Source organism: Pseudomonas sp. NFACC41-3, assembly GCF_900109505.1.
Taxonomy (GTDB): domain Bacteria; phylum Pseudomonadota; class Gammaproteobacteria; order Pseudomonadales; family Pseudomonadaceae; genus Aquipseudomonas; species Aquipseudomonas chlororaphis.
Map to the genome: position 1 here is coordinate 2,035,838 of NZ_FOAE01000001.1, position 18,439 is coordinate 2,054,276.

General features: G+C 62.9%; 8 protein-coding genes and 2 pseudogenes. 8 read left to right on the top strand and 2 right to left on the bottom strand.

The window, feature by feature from the left end:
- Positions 1-149: 149 nt before the first annotated feature.
- Positions 150-1,460 (bottom strand): OprD family porin, encoded by a 1,311-nt coding sequence (locus BMY68_RS09200; protein ID WP_085530565.1) that lies wholly within the window; start codon positions 1,458-1,460, stop codon positions 150-152.
- A 329-nt stretch (positions 1,461-1,789) separates the two neighbouring features.
- On the opposite strand from BMY68_RS09200, the gene mhpT reads away from it, so the two are divergent.
- The 4 genes and pseudogenes from mhpT (at position 1,790) to BMY68_RS09220 (ending at position 5,504) form a co-directional block, all read left to right on the top strand.
- A complete protein-coding gene (gene mhpT / locus BMY68_RS09205) occupies positions 1,790-3,025 on the top strand; it encodes a 3-(3-hydroxy-phenyl)propionate transporter MhpT (RefSeq protein ID WP_085530564.1) in 1,236 nt (411 codons plus the stop codon).
- 121 nt (positions 3,026-3,146) lie between these two features.
- Positions 3,147-3,308: pseudogene (locus tag BMY68_RS09210) on the top strand (colicin E3/pyocin S6 family cytotoxin); the annotation flags it as partial.
- Positions 3,305-3,529, top strand: a complete 225-nt coding sequence (locus BMY68_RS09215) for a DUF7683 domain-containing protein (RefSeq protein WP_085530562.1) — start codon at positions 3,305-3,307, stop codon at positions 3,527-3,529. The pseudogene BMY68_RS09210 and the gene BMY68_RS09215, both read left to right, overlap by 4 nt.
- A 220-nt stretch (positions 3,530-3,749) precedes the next feature.
- Positions 3,750-5,504 (top strand): dipeptidase, encoded by a 1,755-nt coding sequence (locus BMY68_RS09220; RefSeq protein WP_085530561.1) that lies wholly within the window; start codon positions 3,750-3,752, stop codon positions 5,502-5,504.
- An 89-nt stretch (positions 5,505-5,593) separates the two neighbouring features.
- Here BMY68_RS09220 and BMY68_RS30075 read toward each other — a convergent pair whose 3' ends face one another.
- The gene (locus BMY68_RS30075) at positions 5,594-6,145 is read right to left on the bottom strand and encodes a fimbrial protein (protein WP_239694079.1); all 552 of its coding nucleotides are present in this window, start codon (positions 6,143-6,145) and stop codon (positions 5,594-5,596) included.
- A 644-nt stretch (positions 6,146-6,789) separates the two neighbouring features.
- On the opposite strand from BMY68_RS30075, the gene BMY68_RS09230 reads away from it, so the two are divergent.
- The 4 genes and pseudogenes from BMY68_RS09230 to BMY68_RS09245 form a co-directional block, all read left to right on the top strand.
- On the top strand, positions 6,790-7,254 hold the full coding sequence (locus tag BMY68_RS09230; protein ID WP_085530560.1) for a VOC family protein: 465 nt from the start codon (positions 6,790-6,792) through the stop codon (positions 7,252-7,254).
- Positions 7,255-7,419: 165 nt separating this feature from the next.
- The gene (locus tag BMY68_RS09235; protein WP_085530559.1) at positions 7,420-10,248 is read left to right on the top strand and encodes a DUF5801 repeats-in-toxin domain-containing protein; all 2,829 of its coding nucleotides are present in this window, start codon (positions 7,420-7,422) and stop codon (positions 10,246-10,248) included.
- A 273-nt stretch (positions 10,249-10,521) separates the two neighbouring features.
- Positions 10,522-15,111, top strand: a complete 4,590-nt coding sequence (locus BMY68_RS09240) for a T1SS-143 repeat domain-containing protein (protein ID WP_085530558.1) — start codon at positions 10,522-10,524, stop codon at positions 15,109-15,111.
- 341 nt (positions 15,112-15,452) lie between these two features.
- A pseudogene (locus BMY68_RS09245) lies at positions 15,453-18,439 on the top strand (hypothetical protein); the annotation flags it as partial.

Sequence of the window (18,439 nt, forward strand, 5' to 3'; positions counted from 1 at the left end):
CGATCGCAGCCTCGCGGGCTCGGCAGCGGCTACCCCGACACCGCGATCCCTGTAGCCGCTGCCGCAGGCTGCGATCGACGGCGCAGCCGTCGCAAACCGGCCAACGCGGTTTTCCAGGCAGATCGCGGATGCAGGGGCCGGCAGATGTGTCACCAGATCGGCAGCGTGTAGAGCACCAGGAAGCGGGTCTGGTTTTCATCGCGGAACGCCGCGCCGGCGGGGAAATCGTTGCGGTAGATCGACTTGCGCGCCAGCAGCCCGAGGTTTTTCAGCGGCCCGCTCTGGATCACGTACCCCAGCTCCATCTGGAACTCCCGCTCCTTGCGGTCGTCGGCATTCAGCGCCGCCAGTTCGATATGGTCGCCGCGCACATAGCGCAGGCGGCTCTTCAGCCCCGGCAGCCCGGCGGCGGCGAAATCGTAGTCGTAGATGGCCTGCCAGGTGCGTTCCCGGGCATTGAGAAAATCGGAACTCATGGTCAGTTCGCTCATGCCCATCAATTCGGTGCCCGACAGATAAGGCGTCGCCGTGTCACCGCTGGCGTGCATGTAGCCCAGGCTCAATCGATGCCCGCCCCAGCGATAGGCGAACAGCGCCGAGAGGTTGCGGTTGTCCACCTTGCCGGCCTTGGCGCTGCCGTCTTCGCGGCTGAAGAAACTGCGCAGGTCGCTGCTCAGCACCCCGTCCCCGAGCTTGAGGTTATGCAGCAGGGCCAGGGTGTCCTGCTGGTAGAGGTCCGCCACTTCGGCGTGGTAGGCGCGCAGGCTGAGGTCCGGATTGACCTGGTAGTCGCCCCCCAGGTAAGCCATGTGCGACGAGGTGGCCGCGCCGTTGAAGCGCCGGTTCGGCGAGGCGATGCTCAGCGCCTGGTAGTCGGTGGAATCGCGCTTGTTGATGCGATCTATATAACCGGTGTTAAAGATCAGGCCGTCGATGTCCCTGGAGCTGAGGGTGGTGCCGCGAAAGGTCTGCGGCAGCAGCCGCGACGGGCTGGCAAAGGCGAACGGCAGGAAGATCGACACATCGCCGGTCTTCACGCTGGTCTGGGCCAGGCGCAGCTTGGCGGTCATCGCCAGGCGCGAGTATTCATCCGCCGCGCGCTTGTCGCTGGCCGACACCGGCAGCAGTTCGGTGCCGCTGCGGTCCGGCGCCGAGTCGAGCTTGATCCCCATCAGCCCGCGAGCGTCCAGGCCGAAGCCGACGGTCCCCGGGGTAAAGCCCGACTCCAGGTTCAGGATCGCCCCCTGGGCCCATTCCCGGGCCGCGGTTTTCGCGCCGTCGTCCTTGTAGTCACGGTCGAGGTAGTAATTGCGCAGGGTCAGGGTGCCGTGGCTGTCGTCGATAAAGCCTGCGGCCTGCGCCGGAGCGGCCACCACACCCAGCCCCGAGAGGGCCAGGCAGCACAGACGGACAGGTAGGGCCAGCGTCGCCGCAAGGGCGTTGCGTGAGAGGTTCGGCATGTTCGAGTCCACTTATTGTTGTTGTTTTGCGGAACGGGATCGCCCGGCCATGGCAGGCGTCCACGGCCAGAGAATGGAAACAGCCGAGGGCCGGCGTCAATCCATAATGACCGATAATCGAACATTAATATTATTAACTATTTAACAGATGGTGCCGAATAAGATCACTAACCAATTGATTTATAAAAAACTAAATCGATCTTTCAGACTGATCCGTCCACCCTTCAATTTTTAGTTATCTTTGTTAATCTTAATTTCACCTGCCAACGCTTGAACGAGCAGGTACTTCTGCTGCGTCCGCCCCCACAAAAACAACAATGAGGTTTGCCATGGACACTCCATCGCGTCGCACGACGCTGACCATTGCCCTGTGTTTTATCGTTGCCCTGATCGAAGGCTTCGACCTGCAAGCCGCCGGCACCGCCGCCGCGGGCCTGCGCCAGAGCTTCGCCCTGGACCCGAGAATGCTGGGCTGGGTGTTCAGCGCCGGAATCGCCGGCCTGCTGCCCGGGGCCTTCTTCGGCGGCTGGATCGCCGATCGCATCGGCCGCAAGAAAATCCTCATCGGCGCCGTGCTGCTGTTCGGCCTGTTCTCCCTCGCCACCGCCTGTGTCGCCAGCCTCTCGGGCCTGCTGCTGGCGCGTTTCATGACCGGCCTGGGCCTGGGCGCCGCCCTGCCCAACCTGATCGCCCTGTGCGCCGAGGCCGCGGGCGAGCAACGCCGTGGCACCGCCATCAGCATCATGTACGCCGGCGTGCCCCTGGGTGGTGCCCTGGCGGCGCTGGTGGCCATGCTGTTTACCGATCATTGGCAGGCGACCTTTATCGTCGGCGGCCTGGCGCCGCTGCTGGTGGCGCCGCTGATGCTCCTGCTGCTGCCCGAGTCCAGCGCCTTTCGCCAGCAACAAGGCAACCCCGGCCTGACCCGCATCTCCACCGGCCAGGCGCTGTTCGGCGAAGGTCGGGCGCGCACCACCCTGGCCTTGTGGCTGAGCTATTTCTTCACCCTGACGGTGATGTACATGTTGCTCAACTGGCTGCCGTCGTTGCTGCTGGAGCAAGGCTTCAGCAAACCCCAGGCCGGGCTGGTGCAGATGCTGTTCAACATCGGCGGCGCCCTCGGTTCGCTGCTCGGCGGCCTGCTGCTGGATCGCTGCAACGGCATCAAGGTCGTGCTGTTCGTCTACGCCGGGTTGCTCGCGGCGCTGGCCGGGGTCGGCCTGTCGGCGGGCCTGCTGCCCATGGCCTGCGCCGGGTTCGCCGCGGGGCTGTTCGTGATGGCCGCGCAACTGGTGCTGTACGCCCTGGCCCCACCCTCGTACCCGACCCTGGTGCGCGCCACCGGCGTCGGTGCCGCGGTGGCCATCGGCCGCCTGGGATCGGTGGCCGGTCCCCTCGCCGCCGGGCAGATCCTCGCGGCCGGCGCCGGCACCAGCGGGGTCTTGCTGGCCACCTCGCCAGGCCTGGTGATCGCCGCCTTGAGCATCATCAGCGTGATCGCCCGCCCGGCGTCGCAGGTCGAACCCGGGTTGGCAGCGGCAAACCCGGCCGCACCCAAACCCTGACGCACACTCACACGCCAGCCTGGACGACTGCTGTTGCAGCTCGGTTATCCAGGCTGACGCACGCTAAAGGCTGCATCCCACCCGCGCAGAACCGTAAAAAGTGAGCAATGAAAGAGCTAGGCGGCCACGCTGGAAGAGCAGAGACGGCAAGATCTACGAATGGGATTTTCAGCATGGAGCGGTCGAGGTGTACAACAGGCGCGGTAAGCACCTCGGTGAGTACAACCACGAGACAGGCACTCAGAATAAACCAGCAGACCCAACAAGGAAGGTAGAACCATGAAGTACACGATTATGGGAGTTCCTGAAGGCGAGGACTTCGCATCCTTTGAAAAGGTTCTTCCGGTTTCTGTCGCGGACCTTAAGCCAATTATGGGTTGGGCAGCGGATGATGATTGTGTTTACGATTATCGGCTGACCCCGGAGCAAATTAGCGCTATCGAAAAGCTCTGTTCGCTGGAGCTACCCAGGAATCTGGAGCTTTTTCTAACGTGTAGCGCTTGATGGTCCATCGCGAGCAAGCTCGCTCCTACAGTAGCCCCACTATCGGCCTTAACTGATCGGCATTGGCCTACCCGGGGCTTTTCATTTCTGCGCCGCTTTTGCATTTCTGTGCGACAGATCCCACTTCGGGGACTCCCATACCAGTCCCCCGTGGTGTTAGGTTGCAGAGGTTTTTGTCGATCAGACACCTTTCAACAATCAGCAAGGAATGCCCTGCACAATGGATTTCTCCCTCAAGCAACTGGCCGCGGCCACCCTGGTGCTGGCCAGCCTGTCAGCCTTCACCTCCGCCGCTCACGCCAATATCACCCCGCAGCAGAACGCGGCGATTCTCAAGAGCTTCGCCGATGCCTCGGTCACGGATTTCCGCCAGTTCCTCGGCACCTTGAGCAAAAATGAGGCGGCCAAGAGCGAGGTGGTCAAAGAAGCCAACCTCGGCCCGGCCATCACCGCCTTCCTCGACAACAAGGCGCTTTCCGCCGAGCAGCAGAACGAGATCCATCGCCTGCTGGGCCTCTATGCGCGGGTGAAGTACGGCAAGGCCGCCACCGAGACCCTGCGCGAACTGGTGGCCATCCCCACCGTGCGCGTCGATGGCGTGCCGCAGCACGAGAACCCCGAGTTCCTCAAGATCGCCGACAAGATCAAGGGCCTGGCCCAGGCCTTCGACCTGAACTTTCGCAACATCGACAACCGCGTCTACGAGATCTCCCTGCAAGGCAGCGGCGATGAAGTGGTGGGCATCCACGCCCATGCCGACGTGGTGCCGGTGACGCCGGAGAACTGGGTGCTGCAGGACGGCACCAAGCTCGACCCGTTCAAGGTGACCCTGGTCGGCGACCGCATGTACGGCCGCGGCACCGAAGACGACAAGAACGGCATAGTCGTGGCCCTGTACGCCATGAAAATCATCAAGGAAGAGAAGCTGCCCCTGGCGCGCAACTTCAAGCTGCTGGTGGACACCACCGAGGAAACCAGCGGCGACGCGATTCCCTACTACTTCGAACGCAACCCGACGCCCAACTACAACCTGGCGCTGGATGGCGGCTACCCGGTGGTGATCGCCGAGAAAGGCTACGGCACCGTCATGGCCAGCTTCCCGCGGCGTGCCGCCGAAGGTAAAGGCGCGGAGATCGTCTCGATGACCGGCGGCCTGGCCACCAACCAGATCCCGGGCGCCTCGGTCGCCACCCTGGTGACCGACCAGCCCGCGGAACTCGCCGCCAGCCTGCAGAAGGCCGGCGCCGAATACGCCAAGGCCCATGGCGGCGACTTCAGCGTGGCCGCCAAGGTCGCAGGCAAGGACGTCAAGCTGACGGTCACCGGCGTGTCCGCCCACTCCTCCGAGCCCGAGTCCGGGGTCAACCCGGTGGCGCGCATGCTCGACTTCATCAACGGCCTCGACGGCAAGGTCGCGCTCAAGCACAACCCGATCACCGACGCGGCGCGCTACGCCGCCGACAACTGGGGCCTGGACTACCTGGGCAATAAGCTGGGGGTCGGTTTCGCCGATGACTTCATGGGCCCGCTGACCACCTCCCTGACCTATGTCGGGCAGGACGAAAAGGCCTTCAAGCTGGCGGTCAACCTGCGCGTGCCCAAGGGCAAGACCCCCGAGGTGCTGAAAAAGCAGATCGCCGACAAGCTGGCCGCCTGGAGCAAGCAGAACCAGGTCGCGGTGAACTTCGACTACAAGATCGCCGAGCCGATGTACCGCAACCCCGAGGGTGAGTGGGTCAAGGCGCTGCTGGCGGTGGCCAGCGAAAACCTCGGCATGAAGCACGAGTTCGGCACCTCCGCCGGCGCCACCTCGGTGCATGAACTGCCCAACGGCGTGCAATTCGGCCTGGCCCGCCCAGAGGTCAAGTACACCGGCCACAACGACAACGAGTTCAAGACCGTCGAGCAGTTCCAGCTGGACCTGCAGATTGTCACCGAGATGTTCGGCCGCATCGGCCAGCTGCCGAAACTCTGAGTCGATGCGCTGCGGCAACGCGGCTCATCGGCAAAAAAAAGCCACTGATCGAGTGGCTTTTTTTGTGCATCCCGGGGCGGGAAGCGCGCTCAGTTGTATTCCAGTACATAGGTCAGCGTGGCATCGGCCTTGCCGGCGGCGACTTCCGCGCCTGTGGTGACGTAGCGTGCCTTTGCGGCAAAGCGGTACCTCTCGTTGCCAGGGCCGCTGTCTTGCCAATCCAGGGCCACCGCCTTGGCTTTGCTGAAGGGCAGTGCCACGTTTTTATCGCTGGTCAGCGAGATGGCAACGCCTTTGGCGATGCCAGGTTGTCCGACACCGTTCAGATTCAGCACGCCATCACGAACGGAGTTGCCCTCGAAGTAGACCTTTACCGGTGGCTTGACCGTGGGATTGAGGCCTTCGCAAACGACATCCAGGGCGAATGGAAAGTCCTGGACCGACCCGCGTTTTACTTGCTCTGCCGCGGGACGCCCCATATTGACCTCGGTACTGCTCTTGGGGGTGTAGCAAGTGCTGAAGAAGGCATTATGTTCGAACTTGGTTGTAAGGCCCGAGCCTTCGATGGCATAAACCGCTCGCCTCGGATTGGTATAGCTGGTGTCAATAAAGAAACTGGTCTTGTAGTTGAAGGAAGGCATATCCCCCTTTCCGACACCGATGTCCGTACGCACAAATTGTATTGCCACAAAGTTGGGAAAATAGTATACGCCCGAATTAAGGCCGATTGTAGAATAAGGCGGATAACCAGGGGTATACCCATCACTGCTAATGTGCCCAATGCGAATGCCGACCCCTGGAACACCAGAGTCGTAAAGCCCTTTAGTGCCTCTCGAGGTAAGGCTGGTAACGACTCCGGTCATTCCAACTTCAGACTTACTGCACCATGCCCATCCTCCAGAACGGACTCCGGCCGCTACTTGGTAGGACGCCATTACTCCGCCAATAGGGGCGTACCTCAAGGTTGTAATGGCGGGAAGATTGGCAATGATCGACGGATTGAACGGGTCGCCAAGGTGAGGCCTGTCGCAGTAATCTGCTGCGTAGGCAGAAGTTCCCATCATGCCCCCCAGGGCCAATGCAAGCAGCCCCGCTTGTCGTAGTGTATTCAAAACGTTTCCTTCATTCAGAGCTCAGAGCTCAGAGCTCAGAGCGACGTTGCAGACTCCCTCTGGTGGGAATAGGCGTGAGGGCGGCAGTCTAGGCTCGACAATGGCGGGGGTTGAATCAGAGGATTCTCAAAATCCGTACAACACCCTGCTGCCTTGTTCGTCAGGAGAAGCCATTGAAATTGAAGTTCAGCCACGTGGATGTGCTCGTCAAAGACCTCGAGCAAGCCTGTGCGTATTACGCCCGGGTCTTCAGCGCAAGGATTTCCAGGACCCTGGATTGGCAGCGCGACGGTCTGCAGGTGCGTTATGCGATCGTCAGGTTCGGCACGGAACGCCTGATGCTGGTGCAACCCTTTGCCGGCAATCTCAAGGCGCTGATGGACAGCAACGGCGAAGGCACGATCTACCGTCACTGCTATAGCACGCCGGACATCGAGGCCGCCTACGACGAGTTGCTGGCCGCGGGAGTGCAGCCGGAAGACGAGAACGGCACCCCCCTGTCGCGCGACAATCTCCAGTCTCCCAGCGGCACACGCATCCTCTGGCTGCCGAAACGCTTTGGGCATTTCTCCATCGAGCTGCTTGAAGAGGCGGAGCTGGAGGCCTTCATCGAGGACGCATTCGCCGAGGACAGGTAAGGCGACAGGCGCCAGCACTCCCCCCTGCCGCATAGGCTGAAACTCCCAGACGGCCTGGGAGTATCGGCCAATGCGCAACCTGGGGCGCATCCCCATAGTTGTGACATCTGCCAGCAGAGGGGCCCAGGTGCGGCCCCCACAACTAGAAGCGCCGAGGAGCCTGCCATGACCACACCCCAATCCCCCACCACCGACCTGACCGCTGATACCCCTCCCGATCTGTACCCCGTCTTCCCCAGCAACGACACACTGACCCTCACCGCCCTGGCGGATGGCGCTCCACTCGTGGGAGCGACCGGCACCAACGTTGCCCTGGACGAAACCAGCGGGTTGCAGAACGCCACGGCCACGGCCAGCCCAACAGGGGACGCCGACGACAATGACATCCTGCTGACCGCCCTGCCCTCGACCTTCGCCACCCGCTTGACCGCCCTCGGCGCCGGTACCGCGACAGACGCGGCCTTGAGTGGCTACACCGGTGCCGTGGGCGACACCGGCAGCAATGCCTTCACCCTCAACCTGGCGCCTGGCGCGATCAATGTCGATATCAGCTTCACCGACAGCCTGGGCGCGGCGCTCAATGGCCTGGACAGCGGCCTGGATACCCTCGATGGCATCGACATCCTGCTGTATACCGATACCAACAACAACATCCTGCTGGGCCGGGCCGGAGGCCCTGATGGCGCCATCGTGTTCGCCGCCTATATCGAGGAAACCGGCTCGCCGCTGTCGGGCGGCAAGATCTGGACCGTGGAATACCAGCCACTCAAGCATCCGGACGCCAACAACCCGGACGATGCCCTCAATCTGCTGAACAAGGTGTTTATCGGCGCCAGCCAGGACCTGACGTTCAGCCTGGCCAATGCCCCCTCCGGGCAGAACCTGTTCCTGATGTTCACCAAGGCCAGCCCGACGGTCGTCGACGACGGCGGCGTATTGCGGATCAGCGACCCGACGATCATCGCCACCGGCAAGGACCCCGCCGACCAGTCATCGGGCGTCAACATCAGCACCGGCGACACCATCAACACCAGCCAGGCCGGTGGCCCGACCACCTTCGGCACCAACAGCCAGATGATCACGGAACAGGAAGGCATTCGTTTTACCTTCGTCACCGGCGCCCGGCAGGACATGACCATTCCCAACCTGGATCAGAACGAAGCCGATGTCGAAGCCAACATCGACTTCACCGCGATGTTCAATGCCAAGGCGGCCAATTTCGATATCGTGCAGCTGCAAAGCGGCAAGAGTGCGGTGGTCAAGATCAGTGCCTTCAACACCGCGGTTGAAAGTGGCGCGAGTTTCGTCAATGGCTATGCGAACGATACGTCGGTGGCCATTACCAATGTTCGCGTGATCAACAACGCCACCGGGCTGGTGATCGAAAATTCGGACGGCTCGGTGAATGATCCGAGCATTGTCATCAGCTTTGCCAGCGGCGTGGCCACCATCACCGGCGTCAAGGCCGGCTACCAGATCGAATACACCACGGCCGCGGACCACAACCGCGTCCTGATCGAGAACGGCGCGGCGCTCGACGCCAAGGGCAATACCCACGCCGACTTCGATATCGGTGGCTTCACCTTGCGCCAGGCCTCCACCACGACCGCCGAAATCGGCTCGCAGATGATCTTCGAGGACGATGGACCGACCCTCGCCTTCGGCAACCTGATCGGCACCGGGACCCAACTGGCGCAACAAGGCTACTGGAACATGGGGTCTGGCGCCGACGGGCTGGATGCCAACGGCCTGGACATCTCGCTGGTGAACGACCAGTTCACCCTGGTCCGGCCGGATAACACCACCACCACCGGCACCGGTACCCTGGTCGAGCAGTCGCCTTCACCGGATGGCAATGGCGCCTACCAGTTCGCCGGCACCCTGACCGGTGACTTCGACAACAACGCGGCAACCGCCGATACCACCGTCCATTACACCCTGAGCGCCTACGCCAACGGCACCTATGCCCTGGACCTGGAGGAAGGCTTCCGTTCGACCATCGTCCTCAGCAGTGCCGACGGCTCGCTGGCTGCCGGCGGTCCGGACCCGGTGCGCACACTGATGATCGGCAGCGAGGATGTGGTGTTCTTCGCCGCCAATCCGCTGGCACCGCAGACCGGCGATAACAGCATCCTGACCGGTATCGGGCTCGGGGCGCCCGACCCTACCGAAGCGCAGTTGCAGACCAACCCCCTGCCGTCGTTCATCGGCTCATCGACCATGAACGTCAGCACCTCCGGCATCGGTGTCGCCAACAACAACCTGGAGGGCAACACCACCGCGGGCATCAATGCCGGCGACGAAAGTTTCGTGATCAACCCCGAGACTTTGTTGACCAGCATGAAGATCTTTATCGACAACTCGGTGCAGGGCTACAACCCGGCCACCGAAGAGCTGTACTACACGATCTACTACGACAACGGCACGACCTCGGGCACGCCCATCAAGGTGCAAGCCGCTGACCTGCACACAGAGACGGGTGGCCAGAAATCCTTCACCGTCCAGTGGGATGGCAGCCATCTGATCGATGCCGTCCAGCTGACGATGGGACTGGGCACGGTCAAGATCCCGGTGATCCAGTTCATCAAGGAGACCCAGAGCCTGGCCAACGATATCCAGCTGTCGTTCAACGCCACGACGACGGACAAGGATGGGGATACCGCAACCAGCGCGTTCGATGCCAACCTGTTCGCCAACGACCCGAGCGACCAGACCTTCGACTTCAGGCTGGTCGGCACCGCCGGTGAACGGGATGCCTTCAACATCGACCTGTCGGTGGCCGAGAACCAGTACCAGGTCACTGGCTTCGATGCCGGCCCGGGCCAACGGGATGCGGTGGTGCTCATTGGTGACGCGGGCGCCACTGTGCAGTCGATCGACAATGCCAGCAACGACAGCATCGTGACGATTGCCGAGACCGGCGGACAACTGACGACCATCACCCTGCTCGGGGTCGACCTGCTCAATACCGACATTGTGATGGGCAGCGTCTGAAACATCGCGCGTCAACCCCAAGCGAGGGTGGCCTGGAAACCACCCTCGCTTTTTTTTGCCGCGCCGCACGCTCAAGCGGCGCAAGGTCTGAAGAGCTCGTCCTGGACCGGCACCTTCGCCTCCCCCCGTTTCCCTCCCAGATAGGCTGAAACTCCCAGGCCGCCCAGGAGTATCGGCCAATGCGCAACCTCCTGTGCATCCCCATAGTTGTGAAATCTGCCAGCAGAGGGCCCAGTGCGGCCCCAATGGCTGGAACTGCCTAGGAGAATTGTCATGACTACCCTGCAAGAAAACCTATCCCTCACGAGCGACCCGCTCGTGGTAGCGACCGGCGTCAACGTTGCGCTGGACGAAACCAGCGGGCTGCAGAACGCCACAGCCACGCCAGCCCCTGCGGGAGACGCCGACGACAATGACATCCTGCTGGCCGCCCTGCCCTCGGCCTTCGCCACCCGGCTGACCGCCCTCGGCGCCGGTACCGCGACGGACGCCGCCCTGAGTGGCTACACCGGCGCCCTGGGCGACACCGGCAGCAATGCCTTCACCCTCAACCTGGCGCCCGATGCGATCAATGTCGATGTCGGCTTCACCGACAGCCTGGGCGCTCCGCTCGATGGTCTGGACAGCGGCCTGGATACCCTCGATGGCATCGACATCCTTCTGTATACCGATACCGATAACAACATCCTGCTGGGCCGGGCCGGCGGCCCTGATGGCGCGATCGTGTTCGCCGCCTATATCGAAGAAACCGGCTCGCCGCTGTCGGGCGGCAAGATCTGGACCGTGGAATACCAACCGCTCAAGCACCCGGACGGCAGTAACCCGGACGATGCCCTCAACCTGCTGGACAAGGTGTTTATCGGCGCCAGCCAGGACCTGACATTCAGCCTGACCAATGCGCCTTCCGGGCAGAACCTGTTCCTGATGTTCACCAAGGCCAACCCGACGGTGGTCGACGATGGCGGTGTCCTGCGGATCAGCGACCCGACGATCATCGCCACCGGCAAGGACCCCGCCGACGAATCGACGGGGGTCAATATCAATACCGGTGACACCATCAACACCAGCCAGGCCGGTGGCCCGACCACCTTCGGCACCAACAACCAGATGATCGTGGAACAGGAAGGCATCCGCTTTACCTTCGTCACCGGCGCCCGGCAGGACGTGACCGTGCCCAACCTGGATCAGAACGAAGCGGACGTCGAAGCCAATATCGACTACACCGCAGTGTTTAATGCGACGACGGCCAGCTTCGATGTGGTGCAGCTGCAAGGCGGCAAGAGTGCCGTGGTCAAGGTCAGTGCCTTCAGCACCGCGGTTGAAACCGGCGCGGACTTCGTCAACGGCTATGCGGACGATACGTCGGTGGCCATTACCAATGTTCAAGTCATCGACAACGCCACCGGGCTGGTGATCGAGAACTCCGACGGCTCGGTGAACGATACGAGCATCCTCATCAGCTTCGATGGCGGCGTGGCCACCATCACCGGCGTCAAGGCCGGCTACCAGATCGAATACACCACCAGTGCAAACCACAACCGCGTGCTGGTCGAGAATGGCGCAGCCGTGGACGCCAAGGGCAATGACCACGCCGACTTCGACATCGGTGCCTTCACCCTGCGCCAAGCCACCACCGCGACCGCCGAAATCGGCTCGAAGATGATCTTCGAGGACGACGGACCGGCCGCGGCCGGAACCGCTGAGGCCGGCACCGTCGACGAAGACGGCCTGGCCAATGGCATCGCCGGCGGTGTCGGCGACGTGCCGGGTGAACTCACTACTGCCGGCGGCAACGTCAGCGGGATCTTCCAGTCCGGCGTCGATGTGCCGCTGACGTACTCCTTGTCGAGCGACACCAGCGGCTTGCCAGCCCTGACGTCCGGTGGAGTAGCGCTGGTCTACAGCGTGGTGGGCGACACCCTCACCGCCAAGGCCGGCGCGGTCGATGTGTTCACCTTCAGCCTCAGCGCAGCGGGCGCGTATAGCTTCACCCTGCTGCAACCGCTGGATCATCCAGCGGGCAACGATGAAAACGACATCACCATCAACCTGGGTAGCCTGCTGCAGGCCACCGACAAGGACGGCGACACGGTAACCGCTGACGCCGAGAAACTGGTGATTACCGTCGATGACGACACGCCCACCGCGAATGGCACCGCTGGGGCCGGCACCGTCGACGAGGATGGCCTGGCCAATGGCATCGCCGGTGGTGTTGGCGATGTGCCGGGTGAACTCACTACTGCCAGCGGCAACGTCACGGGCATCTTCCAGTCCGGTGCCGACGTGCCGCTGACTTACGCCTTGTCGAGTGACACCAGCGGCTTGCCGGCGCTGAGTTCGGGCGCAGTGGCGCTGGTCTACAGCGTCGCGGGTGGCACCCTCACCGCCAAGGCCGGCGCCGTCGATGTGTTTACCTTCAGCCTCAATGCCGCGGGTGACTACAGCTTCACCCTGCTCCAGCCGCTGGATCATCCAGCCGGCAACGACGAGAACGACATCACGATCAACCTGGGCACCTTGCTGCAAGCCACCGACAAGGACGGCGATACGGTAACGGCCGCCGCCGAGAAACTGGTGATTACCGTCGATGACGACACACCCACCGCAAGCGGAACCGCCGCGGCTAGAACCGTCGATGAAGACGGCCTGGCCAATGGTATTGCCGGTGGTGTCGGTGATGTGGCGGGCGAAGCCACCACCGCCATCGGCAGCGTCACGGGGATCTTCCAGTCGGGTGCCGATGTACCGCTGAGCTATTCCCTGTCGAGTGACACCAGTGGCCTGCCGGCCCTGAGTTCGGGCGGGGTGGCGCTGGTCTATAGCGTCGCCGGCGATACCCTGACGGCCAAGGCGGGCGCCGTCGATGTATTCACCTTCAGCCTCAGCGCCGCCGGTGACTACAGCTTTACCCTGCTACAACCGCTGGATCACCCAGCGGGCAACGATGAAAACGACATCACCCTCAACCTCGGCACGCTGTTGCAAGCCACCGACAAGGACGGCGACACGGTAACCGCCGCGGCCGACAAACTGGTGATTACCGTCGATGACGACACGCCCACCGCCAACGGCACCGCCGAAGCCGGAACCGTCGATGAGGACGGCCTGGCCAATGGCATCGCCGGAGGTGTCGGGGATGTGGCGGGCGAGTCCACCACCGCCAATGGCAGCGTCACGGGGATCTTCCAGTCCGGTGCCGACGTACCGCTGACTTACGCCTTGTCGAGCGATACCAGCGGCCTGCCGGCCTTGAGCTCGGGCGGGGTGGCGCTGACCTACAGCGTTACCGGCGATACCCTCACCGCCAAGGCCGGCGCGGTCAATGTGTTCACCTTCAGCCTCAATGCCGTGGGGGCCTATGCCTTCACTCTGCTGCAGCCCCTGGATCACGCGGCGGGCAACGATGAGAACGACATCACCATTAACCTGGGTAGCTTGCTGCAAGCCACCGACAAGGACGGCGACACGGTGACCGCCGCGGCCGACAAGCTGGTGATCACCGTCGATGACGACACCCCGACCCTGGCCTTCGGCAACCTGATCGGCACCGGTACCCAACTGGCGCAACAAGGCTACTGGAACCTGGGGTCTGGCGCCGACGGGCTGGATACCAACGGCCTGGACATCTCGCTGGTGAACGACCAGTTCACCCTGGTCCGGCCGGACGATACGACCACCACCGGGACCGGCACGCTGGTCGAGCAGTCACCGTCACCGGACGTCAATGGCGCCTACCAATTCGCCGGCACCTTGACCGGTGACTTCGACAACAACGCGGCAACCGCCGACACCACCATCCACTACACCCTGAGCGCCTATGCCAACGGCACCTATGCCCTGGACCTGGAAGAAGGCTTCCGCTCGACCGTGGTCCTCAGCAGTGCCGATGGCTCACTGGATGCCGGTGGCCCGGACCCTGTGCGCACGTTGACGATCGGCACCGAGGATGTAGTGTTCTTCGGCGCGAATCCGCTGGCGCCGCAAACCGGCGATAACAGCATCCTCACCGGTATCGGGCTCGGAGCACCCGACCCTACCGAAGCGCAGTTGCAGACCAACCCCCTGCCGTCGTTCATCGGCTCGGCGGCCATGAACGTCAGCACCTCGGGCATCGGCATCGCCAACAACAACCTGGAGGGCAACAACACGGCGGGCATCAATGCCGGTGACGAGAGTTTCGTGGTCAACCCCGAGACGCTGCTGACGGCCATGAAGGTCTATATCGACAACTCGGTGCAGGGCTACAACCCGGCCACCGAAGAGCTGTACTACACGATCTACTACGACAACGGCACGACCTCGGGCGCGCCCATCAAGGTGCAGGCCGCCGATCTGCAGGCGGAAGCGGGAGGCCAGACCTCCTTCACCGTAGAGTGGGACGGCACCCACCTGATCGACGCCGTCCAGCTCACCATGGGCAAAGGCACGATCAAGGTGCCGACCATCGAGTTCATTCACGAGGTCCAGAGCCTGGCCAGCGATATCCAGCTGGCGTTCAACGCGACGGTGACGGACAAGGATGGCGACACGGCGACCAGCGCATTCGACGCCAACCTGTTCGCCAACGACCCGGCCAACGCCCTGTTCGACTTCAGGCTGATGGGCACCACCGGTGAGCGCGATGCCTTCAACATCGACCTGGCAGCCACCGAGAACCAGTACCAGGTCACAGGCTTCGATGCGGGCGCCGGCCAGCGCGATGCGCTGGTGCTCATTGGTGACGCGGGGGCCGTTGTGCAGTCGGTCGACAATGCCGGCAGCGACAGCATCGTGACGGTGGCCGAAACGGGCGGACAGATCACCACCATTACCCTGGTCGGGGTCGATCTACTCAATACCGACATTGTGATGGGCAGCGTCTGAAACCTCGCACAGGCGAATGAAAGCGAGGGTGGCCTGGAAACCACCCTCGCTTTTTTTTGTGCGCCCATATGAGAACCGCGGCGAACGCTCGAGCAGCCCGTCGAGCCTCTCGACGACGGCCTGTGGCCGCCATCGCGGGCTACCCCTGAAGCCCTCTCAGGGTCCTGTTTACGAGCGCTGCTGCGCCTTATCCCGCGTCCCTTCCTGAATAGGCTGAAACTCCCATCCTGCCTGGGAGTATCGGCCAATGCGCAACCTGCATGGCATCTCCATAGTGGTTGCATCTGCCAACAGAGGGCCCAGCTGCGGCCTCAACGACTGGTATTGCACAGGAGAACGTCATGATCACTTCTAAAACAACCACATCTCCCACGAACGACCTGACCGCCGACACCAGTACCACTCTCTACCCCGTCTTCCCCAGTGACGACACGCTGACCCTCAGCACCGCCCAGGCCAACGGCACTGCGCCCGTGGTGATCGGCTCGAGCGTGACGCTGGATGAAACCACTGGGTTGCAGAATGCCACCACCACGCCGAGCCCGGCAGGAGACGCCGACGACAATGACATCCTGTTGTCCGCCCTGCCCTCGACCTTCGCCACCCGCCTGACCGCCCTTGGCGCCGGTACCGCCATGGACGCCGCCTTGAGTGGCTATACCGGTGCCGTGGGTGATACCGGCAGCAATGCCTTCACCCTCAACCTGACACCCGGTACCAACGTCCTCGATATCAAGTTCACCGACAGCCTGGGCGCGGCGCTCAACGGCCTGGACAGCGGGCTGGATACCCTCGATGGCACCAGCATCCTTCTGTATACCGATACCAACAACAACATCCTGTTGGGTCGGGCCGGAGGCCCTGACGGCGCGATCGTATTCGCGGCCTATATCGAGGAAACCGGATCGCCGGTCAGCGGCGGCAAGATCTGGACCGTGGAATACCAACCGCTCAAGCACCCGGACGCCAGTAACCCGGACGATGCCCTCAGCCTGCTGGACAAGGTGTTCGTCAGCACCCTCAAGGACGGGTTCGACCTGACCAACGCCCCCTCCGGACAGAACCTGTTCCTGATGTTCACCGGGTCGAACCCGACGGTGGTCGACGATGGCGGTGTATTGCGGGTCAGCGATCCGACGATCATCGCCACCGGTAAAGACCCTGCGGACCAGTCATCGGGCGCCAACATCAACACCGGTGACACCGTCAACACCAGCCAGGGCGGTGGCCCGACCACCATTGGTACCAACAACCAGATGATCGTGGAACAGGAAGGCATCCGCCTGACCTTCGTCACCGGCGCCCGGCTGGATGTGACCGTTCCCAACCTGAGCCAGAACGAAGCCGACGTCGAAGCCAACATCGACTACACCGCGATGTTTAATGCGACGACGGCCAGTTTCGATGTCGTGCAGTTGCAAGGCGGCAAGACCGCGATGGTCAGAATCAGTGCCTACAGCACTGCGGTTGAAACCGGCGTGAACTTCGTCAACGGCTATGCGAACGATACGTCGGTGGCCATCACCAATGTGCGCATCTTCGATAAAAGCACCGGGCTGGTGATCGAGAACTCCGACGGCTCGGTGAACGACCCGAACATTGCCATCAGCTTTACCGGCGGCGTGGCCACCATCACCGGCGTCAAGGCCGGCTACCAGATCGAATACACCACCAGCGCGGACCACAACCGCGTGCTGATCGAGAATGGCGCAGCCGTCAACGCCAGGGGCGATAACCACGCCGACTTCGATATCGGTGGTTTCTCGCTGCGCCACCCCTCCACGATCACCACCGAAATCGGCTCGCAGATGATCTTCGAGGACGATGGACCGGCAGCGGCCGGCACCGCGGCAGCCGGCACCGTCGATGAAGACGGCCTGGCCAATGGCATCCCCGGCGGTGTCGGCGACGTGCCTGGCGAGGTCACCAGCGTCAGTGGCAACGTGAGCGCCATCTTCCAGTCCGGCGTCGATGTGCCGCTGACTTACTCCCTGTCGAGCGATACCAGCGGCCTGCCGGCCCTGACTTCCGGCGGCGTCGCACTGGTGTACAGCGTGGTGGGCGACACCCTGACCGCCAAGGCGGGCGCCGTCGATGTGTTCACCTTCAGCCTCAATGCCGCAGGTGACTACAGCTTTACCCTGCTCCAGCCCCTGGACCACCCAGCCGGCAACGACGAAAACGACATCACCCTTAACCTCGGTACCTTGCTGAAGGCCACCGACAAGGATGGCGATTCGGTGACGGCCGCGGCCGAGAAACTGGTGATCACCGTCGACGACGATACGCCCACCGCGACCGGCGGCGCCGCGGCCGGCACCGTCGACGAGGATGGCCTGGCCAATGGCATCCCCGGCGGTGTCGGCGACGTACCTGGCGAAGCCACCACAGCCAGCGGCAGCGTCACAGCGATCTTCCAGTCCGGGGCCGATGTACCGCTGACTTACTCCTTGTCGAGCGATACCAGCGGCCTGCCAGCCCTGAGTTCAGGCGGAGTGGCGCTGGTGTATAGCGTTGTCGGCGACACCTTGACCGCCAAGGCGGGCGCCGTCGATGTGTTCACCTTCAGCCTCAATGCCGCAGGTGACTACAGCTTCAGCCTGCTCCAGCCCCTGGACCATCCAGCCGGTAACGATGAAAACGACATCACAATCAACCTGGGCGCGATGCTGCAAGCCACCGACAAGGATGGCGATACGGTAACCGCCGCGGCCGACAAACTGGTGATCACCGTCGATGACGACACCCCCACCGCGAATGGCACCGCTGGGGCCGGCACTGTCGATGAGGACGGCCTGGCCAACGGTATTGCCGGTGGTGTCGGCGATGTGCCTGGCGAAGCGACGACAGCCAGCGGCAGCGTCACGGCGATCTTCCAGTCCGGGGCCGATGTACCGCTGACTTACGCCTTGTCGAGTGATACCAGCGGTCTGCCAGCCTTGAGTTCGGGCGGAGTGGCGCTGGTGTACAGCGTCGCCGGCGATACCCTGACGGCCAAGGCCGGCGCGGTCGATGTGTTCACCTTCAGCCTCAATGCCGCAGGTGACTACAGCTTCAGCCTGCTCCAGCCGCTGGATCATCCGGCCGGCAACGATGAAAACGACATCAGCCTCAACCTGGGCGCGATGCTGCAAGCCACGGATAAGGACGGCGATACGGTAACGGCTGCCGCCGAGAAACTGGTGATTACCGTCGATGACGACACGCCAACCGCTACCGGAACCGCCGAGGCCGGTACCGTCGATGAAGACGGCCTGGCCAATGGCATCGCCGGCGGTATCGGCGATGTGCCTGGCGAAGCCACCACGGCCAGCGGCAATGTGACGGC

Coding starts and splice junctions, on each gene's coding strand:
- BMY68_RS09200 (WP_085530565.1), bottom strand. CDS start 1,460: ATGCCGAACCTCTCACGCAACGCCCTTGCGGCGACGCTGGCCCTACCT.
- mhpT (WP_085530564.1), top strand. CDS start 1,790: ATGGACACTCCATCGCGTCGCACGACGCTGACCATTGCCCTGTGTTTT.
- BMY68_RS09215 (WP_085530562.1), top strand. CDS start 3,305: ATGAAGTACACGATTATGGGAGTTCCTGAAGGCGAGGACTTCGCATCC.
- BMY68_RS09220 (WP_085530561.1), top strand. CDS start 3,750: ATGGATTTCTCCCTCAAGCAACTGGCCGCGGCCACCCTGGTGCTGGCC.
- BMY68_RS30075 (WP_239694079.1), bottom strand. CDS start 6,145: ATGCCTTCCTTCAACTACAAGACCAGTTTCTTTATTGACACCAGCTAT.
- BMY68_RS09235 (WP_085530559.1), top strand. CDS start 7,420: ATGACCACACCCCAATCCCCCACCACCGACCTGACCGCTGATACCCCT.
- BMY68_RS09240 (WP_085530558.1), top strand. CDS start 10,522: ATGACTACCCTGCAAGAAAACCTATCCCTCACGAGCGACCCGCTCGTG.